This is a genomic window from Streptomyces sp. NPDC101152 (genome assembly GCF_044768275.1).
Taxonomy (GTDB): Bacteria; Actinomycetota; Actinomycetes; order Streptomycetales; family Streptomycetaceae; genus Streptomyces.
The window spans coordinates 52,388-77,657 of sequence record NZ_JBIWPO010000037.1 but is presented as its reverse complement, the minus strand read 5'-3'; the positions used below and the strand labels follow the sequence as shown (position 1 = coordinate 77,657).

The following is a 25,270-nucleotide window of genomic DNA, read 5'->3' as shown; positions in this document are numbered from 1 at the left end:
CAACGTCCTCTACGCCATCCTCCGCGACCGCCAGCCCTACCAGGCCCGGCCGCCCCTGCATCTCGTGGCTTGACAACAGCATTAGGCAGCCACCCTGGCTTCCGTGTGCGCCTGACCGGCGCGGGTGTGGACGTCGTCGCGGGAGGAGACGCCGGTGAGGCGGCCCGCCGCGTCGACGCGGGCGACGAGGCCGGTGGGGGAGGCGAGCGACTCGTCGAGCGCGGCGAGCAGGGAGTCGGTGTCACGCAGCGGCCGTACCGGGACCTCGGCGTCCTTGGACGCCCAGTGCAGTGGCCGGTCCGCCGCGTCGAGGACGAGGGTCCAGGCGCCGCCCTCCGGTGCCGGGCCCTGCGGTACGTCCGCGAGGGTCTTCAGCGACAGCAGCTTCAGGCCGCGCTCGGCGCCCAGGAAGTCGGCCACGAAGTCGTCGGCGGGGCGGGCGAGGAGCTCGGTGGGCGGGGCGCACTGCACCAGGTGGCCGCCGGTACGGAAGATCGCGATCTGGTCGCCGAGGCGGACCGCCTCGTCCACGTCGTGGGTGACGAAGACGATGGTCTTGCTCAACTCCTTCTGCAGGCGCAGCAGTTCGTCCTGGAGCTGCGTGCGCACCACGGGGTCGACCGCGCCGAAGGGCTCGTCCATGAGCAGGACCGGCGGGTCGGCGGCGAGCGCGCGGGCCACGCCGACCCGCTGCTGCTGGCCGCCGGAGAGCTGGTGCGGGTAGCGCTTGGCGGCGTCGCCGGCCAGGCCCACGGTCTCCAGCAGTTCGGCGGCGCGGGCACGCGCCCTGCGCCGGTTCCAGCCGAGCAGGAGCGGCACGGTGGCGATGTTGTCCAGCACCGTGCGGTGCGGGAACAGGCCCGCCTGCTGGATGACGTACCCGATGGAGCGGCGCAGCTCGGCGGCGTCCTGCCGGGTGATGTCCTCGCCTCCGACCCGGATGGTGCCCGAGGTCGGCTCTACCATCCGGTTGACCATCCGCAGGGTGGTCGTCTTGCCACAACCGGAGGATCCGACGAGGACGGTGACGCCGCCCTCGGGGATCCGCAGGGTGAGGTCGTGGACCGCAGTCGTGCCGTTGGGGAAGCGCTTGTGGACCGCGTCGAACTGGATCATGTGGTGTCCCTTGCCCGGCTGTATAACGTCATGCAGAGTTCTCGGTAGCTGAATAACTTGTCAACGGTTTGGCGTTAATCCGACGTAACGGATGACCGCACGGCAAGATCGGGTGTCCGGATTGAGAGGGGTTTGGGCTTGATGTCGTCTCGAATCGTGGACTCGCCGGATGCCGTGCATACCGGCCTGGTGGTCCTCGACGGGATCGGTCTCGGCGTCGCGGACGTCGTGCGCCTCGCCGACGGGACCGCCCGGCCGGTGCCCGGGACCGACGCCATGCGGCGGGTGACCGAGTCCTGGGACGCGGCCCGGCAGATCGCCGCGACCGGACGCGTCTACGGCCGCTCGACCGGCGTCGGCGCCAACCGGAACGAGGACGTGCCCACCGAGGCGGCCGCCGAGCACGGCCTGCGCCTGCTGCGCAGCCACGCCGGCGCCATCGGCGACGAACTGCCCGCCCGGCAGGTCCGCGCCATGCTCGCCGTCCGCGCCAACCAGCTCCTCGCGGGCGGCGCGGGCCTGAGGCCCACCGTCGTCACCGCGCTGTGCGAAGCCGTGGAGAGCGGCGCCCATCCCGTCGTCAACGAGTTCGGCTCGGTCGGCACCGGGGACATCGCCGCCCTGGCGCAGGCGGGGCTCGCGCTGGCGGGGGAGCACCCGTGGCGGGAGCCCGTCCGGGCCGGCGGCGCACCCAAGCCGCAGCCACTCGACAACAACGACGCACTGGCCTTCATCAGCAGCAACGCGCTCACCCTCGGGCAGTCCGCGCTCGCCCTGCACGAACTGCGCGGGCTGATCGAGGCCACCCAGGTCGTGGGGGCGCTCTCCCTGCTCGCCGTCGACGGCTCGCACGAGGCGTACGCCGCCCCCGTGCACGCCGCCCGCCCGCACCGGGGCAGCGCCGAGGTCGCCCGGCGCATGCGGGAGCTGATCGGCGCCGCCGACCGGCCCACCCCGCCGCTGGGCCGGATCCAGGACCCCTACGGCTTCCGCTGCCTGCCCCAGATCCACGGCCCCGCGCACGACGCGGCGGACGCGCTGGAGGAGGTGCTGGGCATAGAGATCAACGCGGCCGCCGAGAACCCGCTGATCTCCCCCGAGGACATGGCCGCCTACCACCACGGCGGCTTCTACCAGGCCCAACTCGCCCTCGCCCTGGACCACTTCAGGCTGGCACTGGTCCAGGTGGCCCGGCTGTCGACCTCCCGCCTGTCCACCCTCAACGAACCCGCCTACACCCGGCTGCGTCCCTTCCTCGCCGACCACGAGCCAGCCTCCTCCGGCGTGATGATCCTCGAGTACGCCGCCGGGGCCGCCCTCGGCGATCTGCGCGCCTTCTCCGCCCCCGCCTCGCTCGGGCACGCTGTACTCTCCCGGGGCGTCGAGGAACAGGCCAGCTTCGCCTCGCTCGCCGCCCGTCAGACGCTGCGCGCCTGCCGTGCGTACCGTCTCGTCGTCGGCTGCGAACTCGTCGCCGCCGTACGGGCGTTGCACCAGCGGGACCTCAGGCCCGAGCCGGGGCTCCCGGTCGGCGCGGCGCTGGAGCTCGCCGAGGCGGTGCTGGCCGAGGACGAGGCCGACCGGCCGCTCACGGACGACGTGACGGCGGCGGCCGCACTGCTGGACCGGTTCACGGACATCTGGAGGGGGAGCGAGTGATGGGCGCGCAGAGGGAGACGGGCGTGACGGACAGTCCCGCGGGGCGGTTGCAGTCGCTCTTCGAGGGTCACCGGCTGACGCCGACCCAGCGGCGCATCGCGCACAGCATGGTGCGGCGCGCGGCCGACGTGCCGTTCCTGTCCAGTGTGGAACTGGCCGAACTGGCCGGGGTAAGCCAGCCGTCGGTCACCCGGTTCGCCGTCGCCCTCGGCTTCGACGGCTACCCGGCGCTGCGCAGGCACCTGCGCGAGGTCGCGCCCGCCGAGCAGCCGGCCGAGCCGGGCCCGTACAACGAGTACCAGCAGGCCGTCGAGGCCGAGATCGAGAACCTGCGCCACCTCGCCGACCTGCTCGCCGACCCGCGGCCCGTGCAGCGGGCGGGCCGGCTGCTGGCCGCCTCACGCCCCCTGCCCGTCCTCGGCCTGCGCGCCGCCGCCTCCCAGGCCTACGGTTTCGCGTACTTCGCCGCCAAGGTCCACCCGGACGTCCGGCTGCTCAACGAGGGCGGCACGATGATCCAGGACCGGATCGAGGCCGCCGTGCGGGCCGGCGCGAGCGCGCTGCTGTGCTTCGCGCTGCCCCGGCACCCGCGCGAGGTCGTCGACAGCCTCGCCTTCGCCAAGGAGGCCGGGCTGACGGTGGTGACCGTGGCCGACTCGGCCTTCGCGCCGGTCGCCAAGGTCTCCGACCTCCTGCTGCCCGCCGCCGTCGGCACCGGCCTCGCCTTCGACACCGCCTGCGCGCCCATGCTGCTCGGCCGGGTCCTGCTGGAGGCCATGTGCGACGACCTGCCGGACGCCCAGGCCCGCCTGGAGGAGTTCGACGCCCGCGCGGCGGCCCGGGGGCTGTTCGTGGAGTAGCCGGCGTCGGACCCCTTAATCCTCGTCTCAGGTTGCCTCGTTACCGTGCTTCCCACGGATGCCGTGGAGCAGTCAGGAGACGGGAGGCCGAAGGTGGCACGCGGAGTTCGTGGAGGTCTGGGACTGGCCCGGGTGGCCGTCGTCGTACGGGCCGGGGCCGCGCCGTTGTGGTGGGCCGGGGTGTTCGCGGCCGGTGTCGGGGCGGCGGCGCCGGGGTTCACGGGCCGGCGGATCGGGATCATGGCCGGGGCGGCGCTGTTCGTCGTCGCGGCGGCCGTCGTCGCCTGCGCCCGCCGCAGGCGCTACGCCGCTCTCGCCCGTTCGGCCGTCCGCGCCGGCCGGCACGACGTGCTCCAGGACCGGGCGGTCAGCGTGCGTGTCTGGCGGCGCGGGCACCGCTGGTGGCTGCTGCTGGCCTTCGTGGCGGCGCTGGCCGGTTCCTTCGCCGTACCGACCGCGGGCGGCCTGCTGCTCGCCGGTGCCGGTGCGGGGCTGCGGCTGAAGGCCGCCTGGATCGGGCGGCTGGAACGGGCCGAGGACGCCCTGCTGTGGGTCCGCGTCGACTGGCTCGCCGCGGACGGCGGCCGCCCGGCGGGCAAGGCCGTCAAGGGGTACCGCAGCACGGGCATCGCGGCGGGCGACGCCGCCCCCGGCGGGGCGCGACGCCGCACCGCGGCGCTCGTGTGACGGGCGACCCGTGAGGGGTTGCCTCAGACCTCCAGCTCCTCCTCGATCTTCCTCAGCTGGTGGCGGGCCATCGCCAGGTTCGACCGCTTGGCGTCGAGCACCAGGTAGATGAACAGGCCGTTGCCGCCCCGGCCGCTGATCAGGCGGATCAGGTGGTACTGGTCGGACAGCGTGATCAGGATGTCCTCGATCTGGCCCTTCAGACCGAGGTGCTCCATGGTGCGCATCTTCGCGCGCACGACGTCGGTGTTGCCGGCGGCGGCCACGTTCAGGTCGAAGCTCTTGCTGCCGCCCAGCGTGCCGAGCGCCATGCCGCTGGTGTAGTCGACGAGGGCGACGCCGCTCGCGCCCTCGATGGAGGCGAGGCACTCTTTCAGCGTGGTCTCGGTGTTGGCCATGGTGGTGATTCCTCGTTCCCTTGTCTTGCGGACTATTCGGTGGTGCGCGCGTTGGCGGTCGTGCCGCGGGCAGCGCGCGGGGTTCTGGTTCGTTGGGCCGCCGTCTTGGCGGCCGGCCGGGCCGGCTGCTTGGCCGCCACGGCCCTGCTCGCCGGTGCCGTGCGGCTGTCGAGGAGCTCGGCGAGGCGCGCCGCCGCCCGGCGCCCCTCCAGCAGGAGCCGGCCCACGTTCACCCGGTCCTGGGCCAGCAGTGTCAGGACGGCCGCGGGGGAGCCGCCCGCCGCGAACGTCGCCGCGTAGCCGTTCACCCCGCGCACCAGCAGCTCACGGAACTCGCCCTGGCCCGTCGCGTCCGCGAGCTCCGCTGCCGCCGTGTGCGCGGCGCCGGTGAGGGCGGCCGTGGCCTGCGGGTCGACGCCGGGGGTGTCCTGGGCGAGGACGGCTCCGTCGGGGCCGGTCGCCAGGGCGCCGGTGAGCTGCGGGACCCGTGCCCTCAACCGGCGCAGCTCGTCCAGGATGTGCGGGTCGGCGGCCATCCGGTGACTCCTCTCAAAGGGCCTCCAGCGCATCTCTGAGCCTCTTCAGCAAGGTGATGTGGGGATCGGCCGGCAGGGGTTCGACGGGGACGGGCGACGGGTACGGGGGGTCGCCGGCCGGATGGCCGGCGGCGGGTGCGCGGCCCTGCGCCGGCCGGGCGCGGCCCGTCGGCGGCTGGGGTGCGCGGCTGGGCGGTGGCTGGGCGCGGGCCGGGGCGGCGGTGGTGACGGCGCCGGCCGCCGTCAGCCGTCGTACGTCCACGAGGGTGTGGAAGGCGAGGTGGCCCAGCTCGCGCGCTATGTCCGTGGCCGTGCGCACGCCGTCGACCCGGCCCAGGACCGCGCGCTGGCGGCGGGTGAGCGGGGGCGTGCCCGGCAGGCGCGTCCGGGCCAGCGGGGTCTGGTCCATGCCCGGGTGCGGCCAGATGCGGTGCAGCACGTCACGGCGGCGCAGCGTCTCGCGCTCCAGGGCGGCCACCGGCACGGGACGAATCGTGCCGAGCCAGTGGACCGGGCCGTAGCGGAAGCGGGGCGGGGTGCTGCTGGGGGCCAGGACGAAGTACGCCGCGTCGTACAGCGCCGCCAGATGGCACAGTTCCAGCGCGCCGGCGGGCAGGTGCCCGGCGGCGACCAGGTGGCGGCCGACGCGGTGGTGGTCGGCCGCCTCGTTCACCGCCTGCTGCCAGGCCTCCGGGGCCAGTGCGCCCCGGGCGGTGAGCAGGGCGCCCAGACCGGGGGAGTGCCGGCTCTCGGCCTGCACGACCAGCCCCTCGGCGAGGTGCAGCGTGCCGTGCTCGCGGACCAGGACGCCGGTGGCCCGCTCGGCGGCGAGCCGGGTCAGCATCGGCGACACACCGCCCCAGCCCCGCTCACGGGCGGCGGCCTTGTCCCGCACGGGCAGCCGTGGGGGTTCGGTGGTGCGGACGACGGTCATGCCAGCACCAGCCGTTCCGCCATCTCGCCCAGCCGGATGCGGGCCAGCGCCAGATTGCCCTCCGCGCGGGCCAGCCACAGGTGCAGGAAGACGCTGCCGTCGAACGACGCCCCGACGAACCGCAGCAGGTGGTAGCTGTCCCGGTTGCTGACGATCAGGTCCTCGACCGGCAGCTCGGTGTCGCCCGCCGCGGGCGCCTCGGGATCCTCGTCCGGCGCGAACGCGTGCTGCTCCGCGGCCAGTCGGGCGATCTCCGCGGCCTCCGCGGCGGCCGTCTCCTGGTCACCGCCCGGGGACTCGCCCACGGTGCCCAGGGCAAGCCCGCTCGTCCAGTCGATCAGCGCGGCGCCCCGGGCACCGGGCAGTCGCATGGCTTCCAGCAGACACTCGTCGATTCCGGGCACCGCGGTTCCCCTCCCGCCTGGGGTTTCGGCTGAGTGACGCCGAAACTACGCAACGTGTGCGCCAGGGGTGAGGGATCTGGCATTTTCCGGTGGAACATGCTGCGGACGGCTAAGGTAGGTCGACTGACCCTGTTTTCCGACGCGTTGACCTGCGGGTCCGTCGCCCCATGTCAACGGCGGCCGGGCGCTCGCAGGGTGGTGAGCGCGCGGGCGTGCGCCCCTCCCGACTCGGCGACGATCTCGTCGAGCGACTGCGCCTCGCGCACGACCGCGAACTCGACGCCCCTGGTTCCGTCCGGCGCGAAGCCGTAAATGCCGGGCCGGGCGAGGGAGTTGTACGCGTAGTGGTGGGCGAAGTAGTACGCGCCCGTGTCCAGCGCCGCCGCGTAGTCCCCCTGTTCCAGCAGTGGCAGGGCCCGCCCCTCCGCCAGCAGGTCCCCCGAGAAGCAGGCCGGTCCCGCCACGTCCTGCACCACCCGCGGCCCCTCCTTCGGCCGCCCCTTCGCGTCGTACGCGGCGATCCTGAGCGGCCACGCCCCCGGTACGTACACGGTCCGTGTCGCCACCTGCACGCCCGCGTGCGTCACCGCGACCGGCCGCCCGCCCGCGCTCTTGGCGTACTCGACACGGGCCACCACCGTCCCGTGCTTGGCCAGCAGCGACCGCCCGAACTCGGTCACCAGCCCGTACCGCCCGTCGAACAGCCCCGGCACCGCCTCGCCGAGCAGCCGCGCGTACTGCGCGTAGGTCGGCGTCGACTCGTCCGAGCCGAAGTTGACCGGGAGTCCGCCGCCGATGTCGAGGGTGTCGACCTGCCGGCGTCCGAGGCGCCGGTTGATCTCCTCCGCGAGTGCGTACACCTCGCCCACGCCCTGCGCCATCAGCGAGAGCGGGATGCCCTGGGACCCGGTGTGCGCGTGCAGCCGCGTCAGCCACGGGCGGTCGGCGTACGCCCGCACCACCCACTCCCGCGCCCCCTCGTCGCGCAGCGCCACGCCGAACTTCGAGGTCGCCGTCGCCGTCGAGGTCGCCCCGATCGACCCGCCGCCGACCTGCGGGTTCACCCGGATCCCCAGCGGGGAACGCGTGCTCGCCGACCGGACGAGGCCGTCGATGCGCTCCAGCTCCTGCGCGTTGTCGGCGTTGACGGCGATCCCCAGCGCCAGCGCCTCGCGCAGTTCTGCCGGTGTCTTCGCGGGCGAGTCCAGGACCGTACGGTTCGGCGGCACCCCCGCCGCCCGCGCCAGCGCCAGCTCGCCCGGACTCGCCACCTCGGCGCCGATCCCCTCCTCGTGCAGCAGCCGCAGCACCGGCACCAGCGGGGTCGCCTTCACCGCGAAGGCGTGCAGCACGGGCGTGCCGGGCGCCACGACCGCGTCGAAGGCGGCGCGCAGCTCCACCGCCGACTCCCGGATGCCCTCGACGTCCAGCAGGCCGACGATGGGGGTACCCGGCCCCAGCAGCCCCTGCTCCACCGCCGCCCGCACCGCCTCGTCCCGCCGAGCCGCCCGCTCGCCGCGGACCCCGTCCCCGTGCCTTCCGTCCACGCCGTCCCCCGTTCCCTTCGCCGTGCTCTTCCGTGCGATCCCAGCCAAACACCTCCGCCGGGCGCATGCCGGGCTCCCCACGTATTGACTAGTTCTATTCAGAGAGTCAGGATGTGAATAACCGCAGTAACAGTTCACTGGGAGCAACCGCCAGGAGGCAGACCATGTCAGGACCCCGCCCCGTACGAGCGCCGCGCGGTACGGAACTGAGCGCCCTGGGATGGCAGCAGGAAGCCGCCCTGCGGATGCTGCAGAACAACCTCGACCCCGAGGTCGCCGAGCACCCCGACAAGCTCGTCGTCTACGGCGGCACCGGCAAGGCCGCCCGCGACTGGCGCTCCTTCGACGCCATGGTCCGCACGCTCAGGACCCTCAAGCAGGACGAGACCATGCTGGTCCAGTCCGGCCGCCCGGTCGGCGTCATGCAGACCCACGAGTGGGCGCCGCGCGTCCTCATCGCCAACTCCAACCTGGTCGGCGACTGGGCCAACTGGGAGGAGTTCCGCCGCCTGGAGGCCCTCGGCCTGACCATGTACGGCCAGATGACCGCCGGTTCCTGGATCTACATCGGCACCCAGGGCATCCTCCAGGGCACCTACGAGACCTTCGCCGCCGTCGCAGCCAAGCGGTTCGGCGGCACCCTCGCGGGGACGATCACGCTCACCGCCGGCCTCGGCGGCATGGGCGGCGCCCAGCCCCTCGCCGTCACCATGAACGACGGCGTGGCGATCTGCATCGACTGCGACCCGCGCGCCATCGAGCGCCGCCTCGAGCACCGCTACCTCGACGTGAAGGCGGACTCGCCGGACCACGCGCTCCAGTTGGCGGTGGAGGCCCGCGACGCCCGCCGCCCCCTCTCCATCGGCGTCCTCGGCAACGCGGCCGAGCTGGTACCGCAGCTGCTCGCCATGGGCGCGCCCATCGACATCGTCACCGACCAGACCTCGGCCCACGACCCGCTGTCCTACCTGCCGCTCGGCATCGACTTCGAGGACATGGCGGACGCGGCGGCCAAGGACCCGGCCGGCTTCACCACCCGGGCCCGCGAGGCGATGGCCCGCCACGTCGAGGCCATGGTCGGCTTCATGGACGCTGGCGCCGAGGTCTTCGACTACGGCAACTCGATCCGCGGCGAGGCCCAACTCGCCGGGTACGAGCGGGCGTTCGCCTTCCCCGGCTTCGTCCCCGCCTACATCCGCCCGCTGTTCTGCGAGGGCAAGGGCCCCTTCCGCTGGGCCGCCCTGTCCGGAGAGGCGTCCGACATCGCCAAGACCGACAAGGCGATCCTCGACCTCTTCCCCGAGAACGAGTCCCTCGCCCGGTGGATCAGGATGGCCGGCGAACGGGTCCACTTCCAGGGCCTGCCCGCCCGCATCTGCTGGCTCGGCTACGGCGAGCGGGACAAGGCCGGCGAGCGGTTCAACGACATGGTGGCGAGCGGGGAGCTGGCGGCACCGCTGGCCATCGGACGCGACCACCTCGACGCCGGCTCCGTGGCCTCCCCGTACCGTGAGACCGAGGCCATGCTCGACGGCTCCGACGCGATCGCCGACTGGCCGCTGCTGAACGCCATGGTCAACGTGGCCTCGGGCGCCTCCTGGGTGTCCATCCACCACGGCGGCGGCGTCGGCATGGGGCGGTCGATCCACGCCGGTCAGGTGACGGTGGCCGACGGCACGAAGCTGGGCGGTGAGAAGATCCGGCGCGTGCTGACGAACGACCCGGGCATGGGTGTGATCCGGCACGTGGACGCGGGGTACGACATCGCGGAGTCCGTCGCTGATGAGCGGGGTGTGCGGGTGCCGATGCGCGAGGGTGACTCGGCGTGAGGCAGGGCGGCAACTCTCCGGTGGGGGCTGATGCTTCGTCGCCGGGTGCGGGTCCGGCTGTGCCCACCCGTTCCTCCCCCAGTGCCTCAAGGGCCTGGGGGGACCCCCAGCGGAACGACTGCCCACAGCCTGGCAGTTCGGATGACACGCCGAGGTCTGGCGCATCCTTCCAGGAGATGTGGCGCGAGTTGCTTCCCATCGGTCGGCACTCCGACTCCCAGGGCTATCGCCGATATGCCTGGACCGGGGCCGATCTCGAGTGTCGGGCCTGGTTCAAGGAGCAGGTCGAGGCGCGGGGGCTGACGTACGAGGTCGATCGCAACGGCAACCAGTGGGCCTGGCTCGGGGATCCCGCCCAAGGGGACGCCGTCGTCACCGGGTCGCATCTGGACTCCGTGCCCGACGGGGGTGCCTTCGACGGGCCGCTGGGCGTCGTGTCGTCCCTCGCCGCTCTCGACGAACTCCGCCGCAGGGGAGTGGAGTTCACCAAGCCTCTCGCCGTCGTCAACTTCGGGGACGAGGAGGGTGCCCGGTTCGGGCTGGCCTGTGTCGGGTCCCGGCTCACCGCCGGTCAGCTCACCGTGGAGCAGGCGCACCGGCTGACCGACGGGGACGGGATCACCCTCCCGCGCGCCATGGAGGCCGCCGGGTACGATCCCGAGGCCATCGGGGCCGACCCCGAACGGCTCGCCCGCATCGGCGCCTTCGTCGAGCTGCACGTCGAGCAGGGCCGCGCGCTGGACCTGTCCGGCGACCGGGTCGGCATCGCCAGCGCCATCTGGCCGCACGGCCGCTGGCGCTTCGACTTCCGTGGGGAGGCCAACCACGCCGGTACGACCCGGCTCGTGGACCGGCGCGACCCCATGCTCTCGTATGCCGAGACCGTGCTCGCCGCCCGCCGCGAGTCCGAACTCGCCGGTGCCGTCGCCACCTTCGGCAAGATCGCCGTCGAGCCCAACGGCGTCAACGCCATCCCCTCCCTGGTGCGCGGCTGGCTCGACTCCCGCGCCGAGGACCAGGCCACCCTCGACACCGTCGTCGGCGGCATCGAGAAGGCCGCCCGCGCCTACGCCGAGGCGCACGGCATCGACCTCGACGTCGTCCGGGAGTCCTTCACGCCCGTCGTCGAGTTCGACCACGCCCTGCGCGACGAACTCGCCCGGATCCTCGGCAAGGAAACGGACCTGAGGGTGCCCGTCCTGGGGACCGGCGCCGGACACGACGCCGGGATCCTCTCCGGACGGATCCCGACCGCCATGCTGTTCGTGCGCAACCCCACCGGCGTCTCGCACTCCCCGGCCGAGTACGCGACCGAGGACGACTGCGCGGCCGGCGTGCTCGCTCTCGCCGACGTACTGGAAGGACTGGCCCGCACGTGACGCAGACGTACTGGCTGGAGCACGCCTGGCTCGACACCCACGTCGAGCCGGGCGTCGCCCTCGGCATCGAGAACGGCCGCATCACCGCCGTCCGCACGGCCGTCGCGAGCCCGCCCCCCGGCGCCGAGATCCTGCGCGGACTGACCCTCCCGGGCCTCGCCAACGCCCACTCGCACGCCTTCCACCGCGCCCTGCGCGGCACCGTCCAGGTCGGCTCCGGCACCTTCTGGACCTGGCGCGAGGTCATGTACTCGGTCGCCGACAAGCTGACCCCGCAGACCTACCACGACCTGGCCCGCGCGGTGTACGCCGAGATGGCCCTCGCCGGCATCACCTCCGTCGGCGAGTTCCACTACGTCCACCACGCCCCCGGCGGCACCCCCTACGCCGACCCCAACGCCATGGGCGAGGCGCTCGTCGCGGCCGCCGCCGAGGCCGGCATCCGCATCACCCTCCTCGACACCGCCTACCTCTCCTCCGGCTTCGGCGAGGCGCCCAACACCCACCAACTGCGCTTCTCCGACGGCACCGCGGAGGCCTGGGCCGAACGCTGTTCAGTTCTCAAGGATCGGGATCACGCACGGATCGGAGCGGCGATCCACTCCGTGCGGGCCGTGCCCGCCGCGCAGTTGGCGACGGTGGCGCGCTGGGCCGAGGAGCGGCACGCCCCGCTGCACGTGCACCTGTCCGAGCAGACCGCCGAGAACGAAGCCTGCCTCGCCGCCCACGGCCGCACACCGACCCGCCTGCTCGCCGACCACGGCGTCCTCGGGCCGCGCACCACCGGCGTCCACAACACCCATCTCACCGACGAGGACATCGCCCTGCTCGGCGGCACGGGCACCGGCACCTGTATGTGCCCGACCACCGAACGGGACCTCGCCGACGGCATCGGCCCGGCACCCGCCCTGCAGAAGCGGGGCTCCCCGCTCTCCCTCGGCTCCGACAGCCACGCCGTCATCGACCTGCTCGAAGAGGCACGCGCGATGGAGCTCAACGAGCGCCTGCGCACCCGCGCCCGCGGCCACTGGACGGCGGCGGCCCTGCTGCGTGCCGCCTCCGCCGACGGTCACGCGGCCCTCGGCTGGGACGAGGCGGGCACCATTGAACAGGGCGCGCTCGCCGACCTCACGACGATCGCGCTCGACTCGGTCAGGACAGCGGGCCCGCTGCCCAGGCTCGGCGCCGAGACGGCCGTATTCGCGGCGACGGCAGCGGACGTACGGCACACCATCGTGGGCGGGCGGCACGTCGTGCGCGACGGGGCGCACACCCTCGTACCAGACGTGCCGCAAGCCCTCGCGCGGGCGATCGAAGCCCTCCGCGCCTGACGAGAACCCACGAGGACGCCATGAGCAGCAGCACCGCCATCACCAACATCGCCACGCTGGTCACCAACTCCCCCTCCCTCGGCGACGGATCACCTCTCGGCCTGATCCAGGACGCGGCCGTCGTCATCGAGGGCGACCGTGTCGTGTGGACCGGTGAATCAAGCAAAGCACCCGCCACTGACAATCGGGTCGACGCCGGGGGCCGGGCGGTGCTGCCGGGCTTCGTGGACTCGCACTCCCACCTCGTCTTCGCGGGCGACCGCACGCAGGAGTTCAACGCTCGCATGTCAGGGCGGTCCTACACCGCCGGCGGCATCCGCACCACCGTCGCCGCCACCCGCGCCGCCACGGACGAGGAACTGGAGGCCAACCTCACCCGCTACCTCGCCGAGGCCCTCCGCCAGGGCACCACCACCTTCGAGACCAAGTCCGGTTACGGCCTCACGGTCGAGGACGAGGCCCGTGCCCTGCGCATCGCGGCCCGCCACACCGACGAGGTCACCTACCTCGGCGCCCACATCGTCTCCCCGGACTTCGCCGACGACCCGGCCGCCTATGTCACCCTGGTCACCGGCGAGATGCTGGACGCCTGCGCGCCCCACGCCCGCTGGATCGACGTCTTCTGCGAGAAGGGCGCCTTCGACGGCGACCAGGCCCGCGCGATCCTCACCGCCGGGAAGGCCAGGGGCCTGCACCCGCGCATCCACGCCAACCAGCTCTCCTACGGCCCCGGGGTCCAACTCGCCGTCGAGTTGGACGCGGCCAGCGCCGACCACTGCACCCACCTCACCGACGCGGACGTGGACGCCCTGGCGAGCGGCGACACGGTCGCCACGCTGCTGCCCGGCGCCGAGTTCTCCACCCGCGCCGAGTGGCCGGACGCCCGCCGCCTGCTGGACGCCGGCGTCACGGTCGCCCTCTCCACCGACTGCAACCCTGGCTCGTCCTTCACCTCGTCCGTGCCCTTCTGCATCGCCCTCGCCGTCCGGGACATGGGCATGACCCCCGACGAGGCGGTCTGGTCGGCCACGGCGGGCGGTGCGGCGGCCCTGCGCCGGGACGACATCGGCCGCCTGACCCCGGGCGCCCGCGCCGACCTGCTCCTCCTCGACGCCCCGAGCCACGTCCACCTGGCCTACCGCCCGGGCGTACCGCTGGTCAGCGAGGTGTGGCGGGCGGGCGTACGGCAGTCCTGATCAGGCGGCCCCCGCCCGCCACCGCTGCCCCGCACCGCCGTTCAGGGGCTCCAGGGACACCCCGTCCCCGTTGCCGCCGTTCGGCGTGAGGCCGGTCTCGATGGCGATGGCGGGGCGGATCACTCCGTCGGGGTCGACGGTGAAGCGCAGGTTCTGCCCGTTGTCGCCGTCCACCGAGGCGCACTCCCAGATGCCGACGCCCCTGTCGACGGCACCCCGGCTGTCGAGGCAGTAGTCCGGGTCGGCGGCCGACTGGACGACCCCGCGGGCCGCGTCCACCCGCCAGCGCTGGGTGCGGGCGCCCGAGCAGGGAGCCGTCACCACGTCCGTGCCCTTGGACAGGTCGCCGTTCCGGATGTCCAGGCAGCGGCCCGTGGAGACGTTCACGACCTGGGCGTAGGTGCCGTTCGGGGCGTGGGCGGGGGATGCCTTCGGGGGAGCGCCGGAGGGCGCCGTCGGGGACGGGGAGGTGGTGCTCGGCGCCGACGAGGGGGAGGCGGACGGCGTCGGCGAGACCGTCGCGGTCACCGTCACCTGGGGCGCGGTCGTCGGCGGGCCCACCGGGTCGTCCGCCGCCGGCCGGGACGGCGCGGACGGGGAACTCCGGGTCAGCGCGAACGCCAGCAGCGGCACCAGGGCCACCGCCAGGGCGAGAGAGGCCAGCAGCAGGCGCCGGGGCCGGGGCCAGCGGGCCGAGGGCCTGCCGGAGTCGGGGCGGCGCGGCAGGTCGTCGCCGGCCGCGTACGCCGTGCCCGCCCACGGCAGCAGCCCCTCGGCGACGGCGGTCCGGGGCGTGTCCCGCAGGGCCGACAGCTCCTCGTGGGCCCCCGTGCAGTGCGCGCAGTGCGCCATGTGGGCGTGCAGGTCGGCACTGTCACGCGGGCTGTCGGGGCGTACCGACTCCTCGATCAGCCGGCGGAAGTCGGCGCACTGCGGATCGTCGGAGGCGGCGAGGCGGACGCGCAGACAGGCCTGGGCCAACTGCTGGAGCGCCGGTCCGGTGCCGTAGGCGACGTCGTCCGGGGTGATGCCGAGGAACCCCGCGGTCGTCGCCGCCGGTTGCCGCTCGACGACGCCGTACCAGACCAGGCCCTGGGTGCGGGACGGGAGGGTGTGGAAGGCGGTCAGCATGGGCGGCACGGGGCCGCCGGGTCCCGCCGTGTTCAGCACGAGCAACAGGCCGGCGTCCAGGCCGCACGCCCGGTCGTCACCGGCCCAGGAAGCCGCCAAGCGGCCCGTCAGCAGCAGCAGTCGGTGCCGCCAGGGTCCGCCGGGGTCGATACCACGGGCCGTCTCGCGGGCGGCCAGGGTGAACGCCTGCGCCGCCAGCTGACCGGCCGCCGTCTCGCTCGTCGCGCACAGCCGGGCGTACCGGAGCACCCACGGGTGGTGCCGCGCGCGCAGCTCCTGCAGCGCCTGGAAGGCGCTCGCGGTGTCGGCGCGCAGCAGCTCCGTCAGCCGTGCGTCGGACGCGCCCGTCGGCGCGCCGTAACCGGTCTCGACATCCTTGTCGGTCCCGCCGGCCCGAGCCATGCGCCCGCCTCCTCGCGCCCCGACCCGCCAGAGCCATGACCTACCGGCGGGTATGGGGGCCCATAGTGACGGACGGAAACCTGTGGGGAAAGGGTTTCTGTTGGTAACCCTTCACGGACCTTCCACCGGCCCCCGAAGGCCCCTGGCGGCCCGTCGCAGGGGCCTATTCCTCCACCGTCAGCCCCTTGCGCAGGCGTACCAGCGTCCGCGACAGCAGCCGGGACACGTGCATCTGCGAGATGCCGAGCTCGTCCCCGATCTCCGACTGGGTCAGGCCCGCCACGAAGCGCAGCGAGAGGATCTGCCGGTCGCGCGAGGGGAGTTCGGCGATCAGCGGCTTGAGAGACTCGACGTACTCGATGCCCTCGATCCCGTGGTCCTCGTAGCCGATCCGGTCCGCGAGCGCGCCCTCGGCGTCGTCCTCCTCCGGCTGGGCGTCCAGCGAGGAGGCGGTGTACGCGTTCGACGCGGCCATGCCCTCGACGACCTCCTCCCGGGTGAGCCCCAGGCGCTCGGCGAGCTCCGCCACGGTGGGCGCGCGGTCGAGCTTCTGGGCCAGCTCGTCGCCGGCCTTGGCCAGGTCGAGCCGGAGCTCCTGCAGTCGGCGCGGGACCCGCACCGACCAGGAGGTGTCCCGGAAGAAACGCTTGATCTCGCCGACGATGGTTGGCATCGCGAAGGTCGGGAACTCGACGCCGCGGGAGAGTTCGAAGCGGTCGATGGCCTTGATCAGGCCGATGGTGCCGACCTGGATGATGTCCTCCATCGGCTCACTGCGGGAGCGGAAGCGGGAGGCGGCGAACTTGACCAGGGCGAGGTTCAGTTCGACGAGGGTGTTGCGGACGTACGAATATTCGTGCGTCCCTTCCTCGAGGGATTCGAGGCGGTGGAAGAGGGTCTTGGACAGAGCCCGTGCGTCGACGGGCCCCACCTCGTCGTAAGGGGGAATCTCCGGAAGACCGGCGAGCGGGTCCTCGCTGAGGTCGCCGCTCTCGATGCTCTCGATGGGATCCAGATGTTCCGGAGGGGGTGTCGACGTCGCCTGCTGGGTATGCGATGCGTCGAGCCGGGGTGACATGATGTCCTCCATCGTTCTCGGCACTGGGCTGCCGAAGCCATTACGTGCACTGCGGTGTGCGGCGCCTCCAAAGCCGGCCGTGTCGGTTGCGTATCCCTACTAGCCCTACCCGCTTTGCACTGCCCGCCGCAAGTGCGTTACGTGCGGTTATGTCCTTTTGCGGGCGGTTGTTCGGGTGTCGGAGAGTGTGGAGAAGGCGTAGTGTTCGAGGGCGTCAGTCAGCAGCCTCGACGTCGGGAGAGAGAGACGGCATGGACCGCGGGACGGTCGGCAGCGCACAGTCTGGCCGGCTACTGGTGGAGGTCAGGGAAGAGGGCACCAGTGCCGTCGTGACCCCGGCCGGTGAGCTGGATCACCACACGGCCGATCTGTTGCGCGAGCCGCTCGAGGACTGCCTCGACAAGGGATTCAGCCGCCTGGTCGTGGACTGCTCCAGGTTGGAGTTCTGTGACTCCACCGGGCTCAACGTACTGCTCGGCGCCCGCCTGAAGGCGGAGGCCGCCGGGGGCGGGGTGCATCTCGCCGCGATGCTGCCGGTGGTGGCGCGCGTGTTCGAGATCACCGGGGCGGACGCGGTCTTCACCGTGCACGACAGCCTCGAGGCGGCCCTGTCCGACGAAGCCGGCTGATGTCGGCGGGGTGGGCGCGCACCCTCCGTGGCCGGTCCCCCTCGCCCCGGGGAGACCGGCACTTTTCGGGTGCCACGCGCTCCACGCCGAAACGAGGGGTGTTCTGCGGGTTCGGTCGGGCAGGAGACATCCTGAGCCTGTCGGCGGGAACCCCGACAACAACAGCCGTCGACCTACGTAAAGACTCTTGAATCGTGAACTGGCGAATCGGTGAGGTGAAGCGCTGATGAGCACCACCCGGCCTTACTCGCCGGGCGACCGCGGCCCGGAGCCCAGCAGCGCTTCCGGGACGTCCGGCGAGGACACGGTGGCGACCGGGACGTCCGGCGAGGACGCCGCCGTCTCGTCGGCACCGCCCGCGTCGTCCGGGGGGCGCCAGGTCCGCAGACTGAGCTTCGACGACGTGAGCGGGGTCGTGCCGCTCGCCCGCGACTTCACCCGGCAGGCTCTCTATGCGTGGGGCTGGCTGCCCGCCGCCTCGGCCGACCGGCGGGCCGCCGCCGAGGACGTGCTGCTCGTCGTGTCCGAGCTGGTCACCAACGCCTGTCTGCACGCCGACGGCCCCGACGAGCTGCGCCTGGCCTGCGACGACAAGGTGATCCGGCTGGAGGTCGCGGACAAGGGCACCGGCCAGCCGGCGCCGCGCACCCCGCACCGCGCGGGCCGTCCGGGCGGTCACGGCATGTTCATCGTGCAGCGCCTGTGCCTGGACTGGGGCGTGGTACGCATCCCGGGAATCTCCGGCAAGACGGTCTGGGCGGAACTGGGCGCCCCCGCGTAATTCGCTTCCTCCGGCCGCCCCCCGGCGCCCTACCCTCGTCGGCAACGCGCTGACGGAGACGAGTAGCCGAGGCCCGCGCGAGCCGAGAGAGCCGCCGCACGCTGTGAAGGCGGCCTGTCGTACGGGGCGCGGGCACCCCGCCCGCCTTCGGCTTCGCGCCCCGGGACCACGTACGGCTCGCGGAGGACCTCCGCCTCGTCGACCACCGGCGCGGCTCCGCCCTCGCCGGCAGCGGCTACTGGGTCTACCGGGGCGAGGGCGCCGCCCTGGAGCGGGCGCTGCTCAACCACTTCGGCCGGGCCGAGGAACCGGTCGCCGGGCTCGGCCTGCACCACCGGGTCAGCCGGCTCACCGCCGGGGACACCAGCCCCGCGCAGGCCAAGACCTACGACGTCGAGGTCTGGCTGCCCAGCCTGAACGCCTACACCGAGGTCGGCTCGGTCTCCGACGCCCGCACCTACCAGGCCCGGCGCGGCGGTATCCGCTACCGCCCGCGGGGTGGCGGGAAACCGGCGTACGTGCACACCCTCAACGCCTCGGGCCTCGCGACCAGCCGGGTCCTCCCCGCGATCCTCGAGCAGCACCAGCGCGCCGACGGGAGTGTGGAGGTGCCGGAGGTGCTGCGGCGGTGGGGGCTGCCGGACGTCCTCCGGCCCGGGGTTACCGAGGGTTAGCCCAGGGGGCGGGCCTCCACCCGAACCCCCTCTCGTGCGCGCCGGATCCCCACAACTCCGGCGCGCACCGTCTCTTCCCTCCTCACCGCCCCGGGCGTACCTTGACGGCCCATCTGATGTTCCGTCAGGTAATCGAAGAGGGAGCGGAAACCGTGTCGTACCGGAATCGAACCGCCGCGTTCGCGTCCGTCGCGGCCCTGGCCGGCTCGGCGGTGCTGCTCGCCGCCCCCCTGGCCCGGGCGAACGTCGTGAGCGTCAACTACCAGTGTCAGACGCCGATCGGCGCGAAGAGCGCCGTGTCGCCCATCGACATCAAGGGCGTCAGGAGCGGCAGCGGCTACCGGCTGACCATGTCCTGGCAGAAGGGCGTCTCCTCCAGCCCGGTCGAGCTGGGCAAGGGTGCGATGAACCCGAGCGCCGAGATCAAGCTGGGCGGCGCCGACAACGGCACCGTCTCCGTCACCGGACCCGCCAACCAGGCCGCCATCCCGGCCAACACCCCCATCAAGATCAACGACCTGACGGGCACCTACACCCCGAAGAAGACCGGCAAGGTCACCTTCACGCCGGGCGTCCTCACCATCAAGGCGCTGGGCACCACGACGACCTGCACGCCGTCCAACAACCCGGGACCGGCCCTGACCCTCGACGTCACGGCGGCAGGCGGCGGCGGTTCCTCCGGCGGGACCGGTGGAACCGGCACGACCGGCTCCACCGGCTCCCTCCCGCAGACCGGCCCCGACGACTCCGCGATCGCCCTGGGCACCCTCGGCGGCACGGTCCTGCTGGCCGGGGCGGCGGGCGCGCTGTGGATCACCCGGAGGAACCAGACGGCCCGCCGCTGAGCCGCCGTACGACCGCACCGAGTACGACCGCTGGAGCCGCCGGATGTCGTCCGCCGCACGTGCCCTGTTCGTGTCCCTGCTGCTGGTGATGGCCGCCGCGCCCGTGGCCTCGGCCGCCGACGGCTGGTCCCTCGCGCCCGCCGGCGGCGGCCGGCCCGCCTTCTACGCCGAGGGCGCCCCCGGGGCCGTGCTTCAGGACACCGTCTCCGTGGTCAACCGGAGCGGACGGCCGGTCACCGTGCGGCTGAGCGGCACCGGCGCGACGGTCACCTTCGCCGCGAGCCGGGTCCGGGTGCCGGCCCGCACCCGCGCCGAGGTGCCCTTCACGGTGCGCGCCGACGGCGACCGCACCGGCGCGATCGACGCCCGCGACGCCGACGGCCGTTCCCGTTCCGTACCGCTGCACCTGCGCGCCGCCGGACCGCCGCTGTCCGCGCTGACCGTCGAACACGTGTCCGTGCAGGCCGACCGCATCGCGTACGAGCTGGTCAACCGCGGTACGACCACCCTCGCGCCGAGCCTCGCCGTGCACGCCGACGGTCTCTTCGGCCGGGTCCTGGACCGTGCCTCGCGCGCCCTCCCGGTGCGCCTGGCGCCGGGCCGCCGCCTGGAGTTGACCGAGCCCTGGCCGAACCGCCCCGCCCTGGACGCGGTGCACCTGCGGCTGACGGTCACGGCACCGGGCGGCGCGCGCGACTCGGCGAGCGCGTCGGCCCGGTTCGTGCCCTGGGGTCCGCTCGCCGGGACCGCGGGCGCACTGGCGGCCGGGGGCGCGCTGCTCCTCGTACGGCGGCGCGGGCGTCGCACGACCGACGAGGAACCGGAACCCACCCGTGCGGACGTCGAGTTGACGGGAGCGGTGACGTGAACGGCAAACTGCGGATCCCGGCGCTGCTTGCGGTGGCCGCGCTGCTGCTCCTGCCGCTGACGGCGGGCACGGCGACGGCGGACGGCCCGACCGTCAGGCTGTCCACCTCCCAGGCGGGCGCCGGGGGTTCGATCACCGTCAGCGGCAGCGGCTGGCGGCCGCACGCGCTGCTGATGATGCTGATCTGCGGGCAGGCCACCCCCGCGCGGGGCGTGATCGGCGGTACCAACTCCTGCGCCAACGCGGACGGACGGGCCGTCACCACCGACACCCGGGGCGGCTTCAGCAAGAAGATGCCGGTGTCCGAGCCGCCGGTGCCGTGCCCGTGCGTGGTCCACGTGGCGACCGTGGAGGGCGCCAAGGCGCAGGCCGACGCGGTCCTGACGGTGGCCGGGCACGCCGTCGAGCCGCTGCCCGCCGAGCAGACGGGCGGCCGGCTCTCGATCCTCACGGACACCCGGCTGGACGGCTCCAGCGGTCTGCTCACCTGGTTCGGCGCACCGGCCTCCCGCACCCTGGACTTCGTCGTCGGCAACGTCGGCACGTCCCCCGTCAAGGACCCCGTCTTCCAGGTCGGCACCTCGCACGGCGTGTTCGCCCCCCAGTGGGACGACCAGCAGTGGCGCGGCACCATCGCCTCCGGCGGGAAGGCCCGGATCAAGCTGCCCGTGGAGCTCACGGCGGGCGCGCACGGCGACTACACCGTCTCGCTGAAGTACGGCGGGAAGGTCCTCGCCGAGCAGCCCTGGGGCGTGGAGCGGCCCTGGGGCGTGACCCTGTTCTGGATCCTGGTCCTCCTGGTCGTGCCGGCCGCGCTGTTCCGCGCCGGGATGGCCGTCGTGAACCGGGTACGGCCGCGCCGGGCCGGCGGCATCCGGCATCGCGGGCTGCGGCTGCCCGAACTGACCCTGCGCCTGCCGAAGTTCACCGTCGACCGGACCGCACGGCCGCAGCCCGCCACGACCTCGACCCTGCCGTGGTTCACCCCGGACTCCGATCCGGGCTCGGCGGCCGGTCGGCTCTCCGCACCGCACGACGACAGCCCGACGAGTCCTACGACTCCCACCAGGAAGGGACCCCCGTGAGAAAGCGCAGGAGAGTCACACCGGTCGGCCGGCTCAGAGCGGGAGCGGCGGGTGCCGCGCTCGTGCTCGGCGGCGCGGGCGGCCTGCTGGGACTGGCCGCCGGAACCGCGCAGGCGGCCCAGGTGTCGTACGCGACGCACTGCGTGCCGCCGGCCGGGATCACCCCCGTCGACGGCACCTCGAAGGTCGAGATCACCGCGCCGGCCACGGCGAAGGTCGGCGACACCGTGAACGTCGTGTGGAAGTTCGTCCAGGCCGCGTCGAAGAACCCGGACTACGTCGACCTGGGCGCGGACACCGTCAAGCCGACCGGGGTCCTCAAGGCGGCCGGCGCGCAGACCGCCGACATCGCGATGGACGGACCGCGCAAGAACCCGGCGATCCCCAAGGGCGGCGCCATGGTGCTGTCCGACATGACGGGCACGCTGAAGCTGACGACGGCGGGAGAGGTGACGCTCACGCCGGACGCGTACACGGTCAACGCGCTGTCGACGGACACCAAGTGCTCGCCGACGCAGACCGTGCAGAAGGCGGCGACGATCCAGGTGGCGCCGGGTGGCGGCGGAACGCCCGGCACGACACCGCCCCCGACGGGCTCGCCCTCACAGTCCTCGTCCCCGTCGGCGTCGACCTCCCCCTCCGACACGACGAGCCCCTCGACCTCCGCGTCCCCCAGCGACGGCACCGGCAGCGGCCAGACCGACTTCACGGGCAAGCAGGTCGACATCCCCTACACCTGCCAGTCGCCCCTCGGTGAGAAGAAGGCGACCTCGCCGATCCAGATCAACGCCACGAAGAACGGCGGCAGTTACGACCTCACCGTGCAGTTCAAGAAGTCGGTGATGGACAGCCCGGCCCCCATCCCCAAGGGCTCGGTCAAGCCGTCGATGGAGGTAGTCCTGGGCGGCGCGGACAAGGGCACGGTGCATGTGGAGGGGCCGACCAACGCCTCGGACATCAAGACCGGCGACCCGATCACGATCCCGGACCTGACCGGCACCTACAAGCCGGGGGCGAGCGGTTCGTCCACCCTCTCGCCGGGCGTCCTGACCATCAGCGCCCTGGGCACGCAGACCGTCTGCAAGCCGGACACGACGGCGGTCTCCCTGACCCTGACCACCACCAAACAGGCGGGCGGCGCCTCGGGCGGCACGTCGACGTCCGGAGGCACGACGTCCGGCACCTCGTCGACCGGCGGCCTGGCAGCGACGGGTTCCGACAACCACGGCGCGGTCATGGCGTTGGCCCTGGTGGCAGGCACGGCGGTCCTGCTGGGAGCAGGAGTGTTCACCTTCATGCCGGGACGGCGAACGAGGTGACGGCGAAGGGCCACCGCACCCACGAAGGTGCGGTGGCCCTCTGTCAGAAGACGATCAGTGAACGTCCCCCATGAGCTCCCGCACCTTCCTCCGGTACATCCACACCGCGCCCCCGGCGATGACGGCGAGAACCGCCTCCAGTGCGACGATCCCCGTCTTGTTGAGGTCGACCCCGGCGATGGACAGCAACCCCGTCGTCGCGTCACCCGCGGTGACCGCGAGGAACCACACGCCCATCATCTGCGAGGCATACTTCGCGGGCGCCATCTTCGTCGTGACCGACAGGCCCACCGGAGACAGTGTCAGCTCACCGACGGTCTGCACGAAGTAGATGCCGACCAGCCACAGCGCCGCCGCCTTGTGCCCGCCGTCGGCGATCGCCAGCGGCGCGAGGAACAGGAAGAACGAGGCGCCGATCAGCACCAGGCCCGTCGCGAACTTCACCGCGGTGCTCGGCTCCTTGCCGCGCCGGGCCAGCGCCAGCCACGCCCAGGCGAAGACCGGCGCGAGCGCCATGATCATGACCGGGTTGACGGACTGGTACCAGGAGACCGGGAACTGCCAGCCGAGGACGGTGTTCTTGGCGGACGCCTCGGCGAACAGGGAGACCGTGGAGCCACCCTGGTCGTAGATCATCCAGAACACGGCGGCGGCGACGAAGAACCAGATGTAGGCGGTCATCTTGGACTGCTCGGACCGCTCCAGCTCCTTGTCCCGCTTGATGCGGGCGATGACCATCACCGGGATGACCAGGCCGGCCAGCGTGATCGGGACCAGCAGCCAGTTCAGTGTGTAGTGGCCGGAGAAGCCGACGATCGCGTAGAAGACGACGGCCACGGCCGCCCACAGCGCGGACTTGCGCAGCGTGGACGCCTTCTCCGCCGCGGACATCGGCGTGGGCACGACGTTCGAGCGGGCGTCCAGGTGCCGGCTGCCCAGCAGGAACTGGGCCAGGCCCAGCGCCATGCCGAGCGCGGCCAGCGCGAAGCCCAGGTGCCAGTCGACGTTCTCGCCGACCGTGCCGATGACCAGCGGCGCGGCGAAGGCGCCCAGGTTGATGCCGATGTAGAACACCGTGAAGCCACCGTCACGGCGCGGGTCGTCCGGGCCGTCGTAGAGGTGGCCGACCATCGTGGAGATGTTGGCCTTCAGCAGGCCGGAGCCGATCGCGACCAGGCCGAGACCGGCGTAGAAGGTGCCGGCGTTCGGCAGGGCCAGGGTGAGGTGGCCGAGCATGATGACCGCGCCCGCCACGGCGACCGTCTTACGGGGACCCAGGACCCGGTCCGCGAACCAGCCGCCCGGCAGGGCGAGCAGGTACACGAGCGACAGGTACACCGAGTAGATCGCGGTCGCGGTGGCCGCGCTCAGGTGCAGGCCGCCCGGCGCGACCAGGTACAGCGGGAGCAGGGCCTTCATGCCGTAGTAGGAGAATCGCTCCCACATCTCCGTCATGAAGAGGGTGGCCAGGCCGCGGGGGTGGCCGAAGAAGGTCTTCCCGGAGCCGGGGGTGCCCGGGCGGACCGAGTCCTTCGTCAGGCTGGACGCCATGGTTGATCCTTGCTGGTGGGGGTTTACCGCACACAAAAGAGACCTTCGGCGTCAAGTGCGCCAAAGGTCCCCGCAGTGCTACAAGCGTACATTCACCATACGGCAGGACACTGCCGGAAATGGAAGGACTTGAGACTCGTATCACAGGCGATCGTGGAACCCTACACGCCCTTTCCAAGGTCCCCCCGGCCTTCTGCCGCCAAGACCCAGGTTCGTGATGATGCGGTGCAAGGTAAGAAGCGCACGTGCCGATCACACCGCAGCACATGTCGGGAGCGGACTACCATCACCTCATGACCCGTGTACTGCTCGCCGAGGACGACGCGTCCATCTCGGAGCCGCTGGCCCGCGCCCTGCGCCGGGAAGGTTACGAGGTCGAGGTGCGCGAGGACGGCCCCACCGCGCTGGACGCCGGCATGCAGGGCGGCTGCGACCTGGTGGTCCTGGACCTCGGCCTGCCCGGCATGGACGGCCTCGAGGTGGCCCGCCGACTGCGCGCCGACGGCCACACCGTGCCGATCCTCATCCTGACCGCGCGTGCCGACGAGGTGGACACCGTCGTCGGTCTCGACGCCGGCGCCGACGACTACGTCACCAAGCCGTTCCGCCTCGCCGAACTGCTCGCCCGGGTGCGGGCCCTGCTGCGGCGCGGCGCGGCCGAGCCGGCGCAGCCGCCCGCCACGCACGGGGTGCGGATCGACGTCGAGTCGCACCGCGCCTGGATGGGCGAAGAGGAACTCCAGCTCACCGCCAAGGAGTTCGACCTGCTGCGGGTCCTGGTGCGGGACGCGGGCCGGGTGGTGACCCGGGACCAGCTGATGCGCGAGGTGTGGGACACCACGTGGTGGTCGTCGACCAAGACGCTCGACATGCACATCTCCTGGCTGCGCAAGAAGCTCGGCGACGACGCGGCGAACCCCCGCTACATCGCCACGGTGCGAGGTGTCGGCTTCCGCTTCGAGAAGAGCTGACTACGCGCGTCACAGTCGTCCCAAGGCACACTGGTCGTCGTAGAACCGTTGCCCGGAGGG

General features: G+C 72.8%; 24 protein-coding genes. 15 read left to right on the top strand and 9 right to left on the bottom strand.

The window, feature by feature from the left end; translation table 11 throughout:
• Positions 1-81: 81 nt before the first annotated feature.
• Entirely contained in the window at positions 82-1,116 is a 1,035-nt protein-coding gene (locus ACIRVK_RS33550) for an ABC transporter ATP-binding protein (protein ID WP_404253815.1), read from the bottom strand.
• Positions 1,117-1,257: 141 nt separating this feature from the next.
• On the opposite strand from ACIRVK_RS33550, the gene ACIRVK_RS33545 reads away from it, so the two are divergent.
• The 3 genes from ACIRVK_RS33545 (at position 1,258) to ACIRVK_RS33535 (ending at position 4,322) form a co-directional block, all read left to right on the top strand.
• The gene (locus ACIRVK_RS33545; protein WP_404253813.1) at positions 1,258-2,775 is read left to right on the top strand and encodes an aromatic amino acid ammonia-lyase; all 1,518 of its coding nucleotides are present in this window, start codon (positions 1,258-1,260) and stop codon (positions 2,773-2,775) included.
• On the top strand, positions 2,775-3,635 hold the full coding sequence (locus ACIRVK_RS33540; protein WP_404253811.1) for a MurR/RpiR family transcriptional regulator: 861 nt from the start codon (positions 2,775-2,777) through the stop codon (positions 3,633-3,635). Before ACIRVK_RS33545 ends, ACIRVK_RS33540 begins: the two co-directional genes overlap by 1 nt.
• Before the next feature lie 93 nt (positions 3,636-3,728).
• Entirely contained in the window at positions 3,729-4,322 is a 594-nt protein-coding gene (locus ACIRVK_RS33535; RefSeq protein WP_404253809.1) for a hypothetical protein, read from the top strand.
• Between the two features lie 23 nt (positions 4,323-4,345).
• Here ACIRVK_RS33535 and ACIRVK_RS33530 read toward each other — a convergent pair whose 3' ends face one another.
• The 5 genes from ACIRVK_RS33530 to ACIRVK_RS33510 all read right to left on the bottom strand — a co-directional run bounded on the left by ACIRVK_RS33530 (position 4,346) and on the right by ACIRVK_RS33510 (position 8,141).
• Entirely contained in the window at positions 4,346-4,720 is a 375-nt protein-coding gene (locus ACIRVK_RS33530) for a hypothetical protein (RefSeq protein ID WP_404253807.1), read from the bottom strand.
• Between the two features lie 32 nt (positions 4,721-4,752).
• Complete coding sequence (locus ACIRVK_RS33525) at positions 4,753-5,256, bottom strand: roadblock/LC7 domain-containing protein (protein ID WP_404253805.1); 504 nt, start codon at positions 5,254-5,256, stop codon at positions 4,753-4,755.
• Between the two features lie 13 nt (positions 5,257-5,269).
• Positions 5,270-6,190 (bottom strand): transcriptional regulator, encoded by a 921-nt coding sequence (locus ACIRVK_RS33520; RefSeq protein WP_404253803.1) that lies wholly within the window; start codon positions 6,188-6,190, stop codon positions 5,270-5,272.
• Positions 6,187-6,594, bottom strand: a complete 408-nt coding sequence (locus tag ACIRVK_RS33515) for a hypothetical protein (protein ID WP_404253801.1) — start codon at positions 6,592-6,594, stop codon at positions 6,187-6,189. The genes ACIRVK_RS33520 and ACIRVK_RS33515 overlap by 4 nt, the downstream gene beginning before the upstream one ends.
• Positions 6,595-6,764: 170 nt before the next feature.
• On the bottom strand, positions 6,765-8,141 hold the full coding sequence (locus tag ACIRVK_RS33510; RefSeq protein ID WP_404253799.1) for a diaminopimelate decarboxylase: 1,377 nt from the start codon (positions 8,139-8,141) through the stop codon (positions 6,765-6,767).
• A gap of 164 nt (positions 8,142-8,305) precedes the next feature.
• Between ACIRVK_RS33510 and hutU the strand changes: the two genes are divergently transcribed.
• The 4 genes from hutU to hutI all read left to right on the top strand — a co-directional run bounded on the left by hutU (position 8,306) and on the right by hutI (position 13,876).
• On the top strand, positions 8,306-9,970 hold the full coding sequence (hutU, locus tag ACIRVK_RS33505) for a urocanate hydratase (RefSeq protein WP_404253797.1): 1,665 nt from the start codon (positions 8,306-8,308) through the stop codon (positions 9,968-9,970).
• Positions 9,971-10,146: 176 nt separating this feature from the next.
• The gene (locus tag ACIRVK_RS33500) at positions 10,147-11,349 is read left to right on the top strand and encodes an allantoate amidohydrolase (protein ID WP_404253795.1); all 1,203 of its coding nucleotides are present in this window, start codon (positions 10,147-10,149) and stop codon (positions 11,347-11,349) included.
• Entirely contained in the window at positions 11,346-12,680 is a 1,335-nt protein-coding gene (locus tag ACIRVK_RS33495; protein WP_404253793.1) for a formimidoylglutamate deiminase, read from the top strand. The genes ACIRVK_RS33500 and ACIRVK_RS33495 overlap by 4 nt, the downstream gene beginning before the upstream one ends.
• Positions 12,681-12,700: 20 nt before the next feature.
• A complete protein-coding gene (gene hutI / locus ACIRVK_RS33490; protein ID WP_404253792.1) occupies positions 12,701-13,876 on the top strand; it encodes an imidazolonepropionase in 1,176 nt (391 codons plus the stop codon).
• On the opposite strand, the gene ACIRVK_RS33485 is transcribed toward hutI, so the two are convergent.
• Positions 13,877-15,409: a ricin-type beta-trefoil lectin domain protein gene (locus ACIRVK_RS33485; RefSeq protein WP_404253790.1), complete on the bottom strand. Its 1,533-nt coding sequence runs from the start codon at positions 15,407-15,409 to the stop codon at positions 13,877-13,879.
• Between the two features lie 163 nt (positions 15,410-15,572).
• Positions 15,573-16,499: an RNA polymerase sigma factor SigF gene (locus ACIRVK_RS33480; protein ID WP_404253827.1), complete on the bottom strand. Its 927-nt coding sequence runs from the start codon at positions 16,497-16,499 to the stop codon at positions 15,573-15,575.
• Between the two features lie 239 nt (positions 16,500-16,738).
• Between ACIRVK_RS33480 and ACIRVK_RS33475 the strand changes: the two genes are divergently transcribed.
• The 7 genes from ACIRVK_RS33475 (at position 16,739) to ACIRVK_RS33445 (ending at position 22,688) form a co-directional block, all read left to right on the top strand.
• Entirely contained in the window at positions 16,739-17,116 is a 378-nt protein-coding gene (locus tag ACIRVK_RS33475; RefSeq protein ID WP_404253788.1) for an STAS domain-containing protein, read from the top strand.
• A gap of 226 nt (positions 17,117-17,342) precedes the next feature.
• The gene (locus ACIRVK_RS33470) at positions 17,343-17,897 is read left to right on the top strand and encodes an ATP-binding protein (RefSeq protein ID WP_404253786.1); all 555 of its coding nucleotides are present in this window, start codon (positions 17,343-17,345) and stop codon (positions 17,895-17,897) included.
• Positions 17,898-18,163: 266 nt separating this feature from the next.
• Entirely contained in the window at positions 18,164-18,571 is a 408-nt protein-coding gene (locus ACIRVK_RS33465) for an aminoacyl--tRNA ligase-related protein (protein ID WP_404253825.1), read from the top strand.
• A 152-nt stretch (positions 18,572-18,723) separates the two neighbouring features.
• Positions 18,724-19,416: an LPXTG cell wall anchor domain-containing protein gene (locus ACIRVK_RS33460; RefSeq protein ID WP_404253784.1), complete on the top strand. Its 693-nt coding sequence runs from the start codon at positions 18,724-18,726 to the stop codon at positions 19,414-19,416.
• Between the two features lie 43 nt (positions 19,417-19,459).
• Positions 19,460-20,284: a hypothetical protein gene (locus ACIRVK_RS33455; protein ID WP_404253782.1), complete on the top strand. Its 825-nt coding sequence runs from the start codon at positions 19,460-19,462 to the stop codon at positions 20,282-20,284.
• Complete coding sequence (locus ACIRVK_RS33450; protein ID WP_404253780.1) at positions 20,281-21,369, top strand: hypothetical protein; 1,089 nt, start codon at positions 20,281-20,283, stop codon at positions 21,367-21,369. Before ACIRVK_RS33455 ends, ACIRVK_RS33450 begins: the two co-directional genes overlap by 4 nt.
• Positions 21,366-22,688, top strand: a complete 1,323-nt coding sequence (locus ACIRVK_RS33445) for a hypothetical protein (RefSeq protein ID WP_404253779.1) — start codon at positions 21,366-21,368, stop codon at positions 22,686-22,688. Before ACIRVK_RS33450 ends, ACIRVK_RS33445 begins: the two co-directional genes overlap by 4 nt.
• 54 nt (positions 22,689-22,742) lie before the next feature.
• Here the strand turns inward: ACIRVK_RS33445 and ACIRVK_RS33440 are convergent, their stop codons facing one another.
• Positions 22,743-24,239 carry an oligopeptide:H+ symporter gene (locus ACIRVK_RS33440; protein ID WP_404253778.1) on the bottom strand — a complete coding sequence of 499 codons (1,497 nt, stop codon included), beginning with the start codon at positions 24,237-24,239 and terminating at the stop codon, positions 22,743-22,745.
• Positions 24,240-24,532: 293 nt separating this feature from the next.
• Here ACIRVK_RS33440 and ACIRVK_RS33435 point away from each other — a divergent pair, with 293 nt between their 5' ends.
• Positions 24,533-25,210: a response regulator transcription factor gene (locus ACIRVK_RS33435; RefSeq protein WP_404253777.1), complete on the top strand. Its 678-nt coding sequence runs from the start codon at positions 24,533-24,535 to the stop codon at positions 25,208-25,210.
• The last annotated feature ends 60 nt before the right edge of the window (positions 25,211-25,270 follow it).

What these genes read in the sequence shown, in the direction of transcription:
- ACIRVK_RS33550 (WP_404253815.1), bottom strand. Translation starts at nt 1,116, where the DNA reads ATGATCCAGTTCGACGCGGTCCACAAGCGCTTCCCCAACGGCACGACT.
- ACIRVK_RS33545 (WP_404253813.1), top strand. Translation starts at nt 1,258, where the DNA reads ATGTCGTCTCGAATCGTGGACTCGCCGGATGCCGTGCATACCGGCCTG.
- ACIRVK_RS33540 (WP_404253811.1), top strand. Translation starts at nt 2,775, where the DNA reads ATGGGCGCGCAGAGGGAGACGGGCGTGACGGACAGTCCCGCGGGGCGG.
- ACIRVK_RS33530 (WP_404253807.1), bottom strand. Translation starts at nt 4,720, where the DNA reads ATGGCCAACACCGAGACCACGCTGAAAGAGTGCCTCGCCTCCATCGAG.
- ACIRVK_RS33525 (WP_404253805.1), bottom strand. Translation starts at nt 5,256, where the DNA reads ATGGCCGCCGACCCGCACATCCTGGACGAGCTGCGCCGGTTGAGGGCA.
- ACIRVK_RS33520 (WP_404253803.1), bottom strand. Translation starts at nt 6,190, where the DNA reads ATGACCGTCGTCCGCACCACCGAACCCCCACGGCTGCCCGTGCGGGAC.
- hutU (WP_404253797.1), top strand. Translation starts at nt 8,306, where the DNA reads ATGTCAGGACCCCGCCCCGTACGAGCGCCGCGCGGTACGGAACTGAGC.
- ACIRVK_RS33500 (WP_404253795.1), top strand. Translation starts at nt 10,147, where the DNA reads ATGTGGCGCGAGTTGCTTCCCATCGGTCGGCACTCCGACTCCCAGGGC.
- hutI (WP_404253792.1), top strand. Translation starts at nt 12,701, where the DNA reads ATGAGCAGCAGCACCGCCATCACCAACATCGCCACGCTGGTCACCAAC.
- ACIRVK_RS33485 (WP_404253790.1), bottom strand. Translation starts at nt 15,409, where the DNA reads ATGGCTCGGGCCGGCGGGACCGACAAGGATGTCGAGACCGGTTACGGC.
- ACIRVK_RS33480 (WP_404253827.1), bottom strand. Translation starts at nt 16,499, where the DNA reads ATGGAGGACATCATGTCACCCCGGCTCGACGCATCGCATACCCAGCAG.
- ACIRVK_RS33475 (WP_404253788.1), top strand. Translation starts at nt 16,739, where the DNA reads ATGGACCGCGGGACGGTCGGCAGCGCACAGTCTGGCCGGCTACTGGTG.
- ACIRVK_RS33470 (WP_404253786.1), top strand. Translation starts at nt 17,343, where the DNA reads ATGAGCACCACCCGGCCTTACTCGCCGGGCGACCGCGGCCCGGAGCCC.
- ACIRVK_RS33455 (WP_404253782.1), top strand. Translation starts at nt 19,460, where the DNA reads ATGTCGTCCGCCGCACGTGCCCTGTTCGTGTCCCTGCTGCTGGTGATG.
- ACIRVK_RS33440 (WP_404253778.1), bottom strand. Translation starts at nt 24,239, where the DNA reads ATGGCGTCCAGCCTGACGAAGGACTCGGTCCGCCCGGGCACCCCCGGC.
- ACIRVK_RS33435 (WP_404253777.1), top strand. Translation starts at nt 24,533, where the DNA reads ATGACCCGTGTACTGCTCGCCGAGGACGACGCGTCCATCTCGGAGCCG.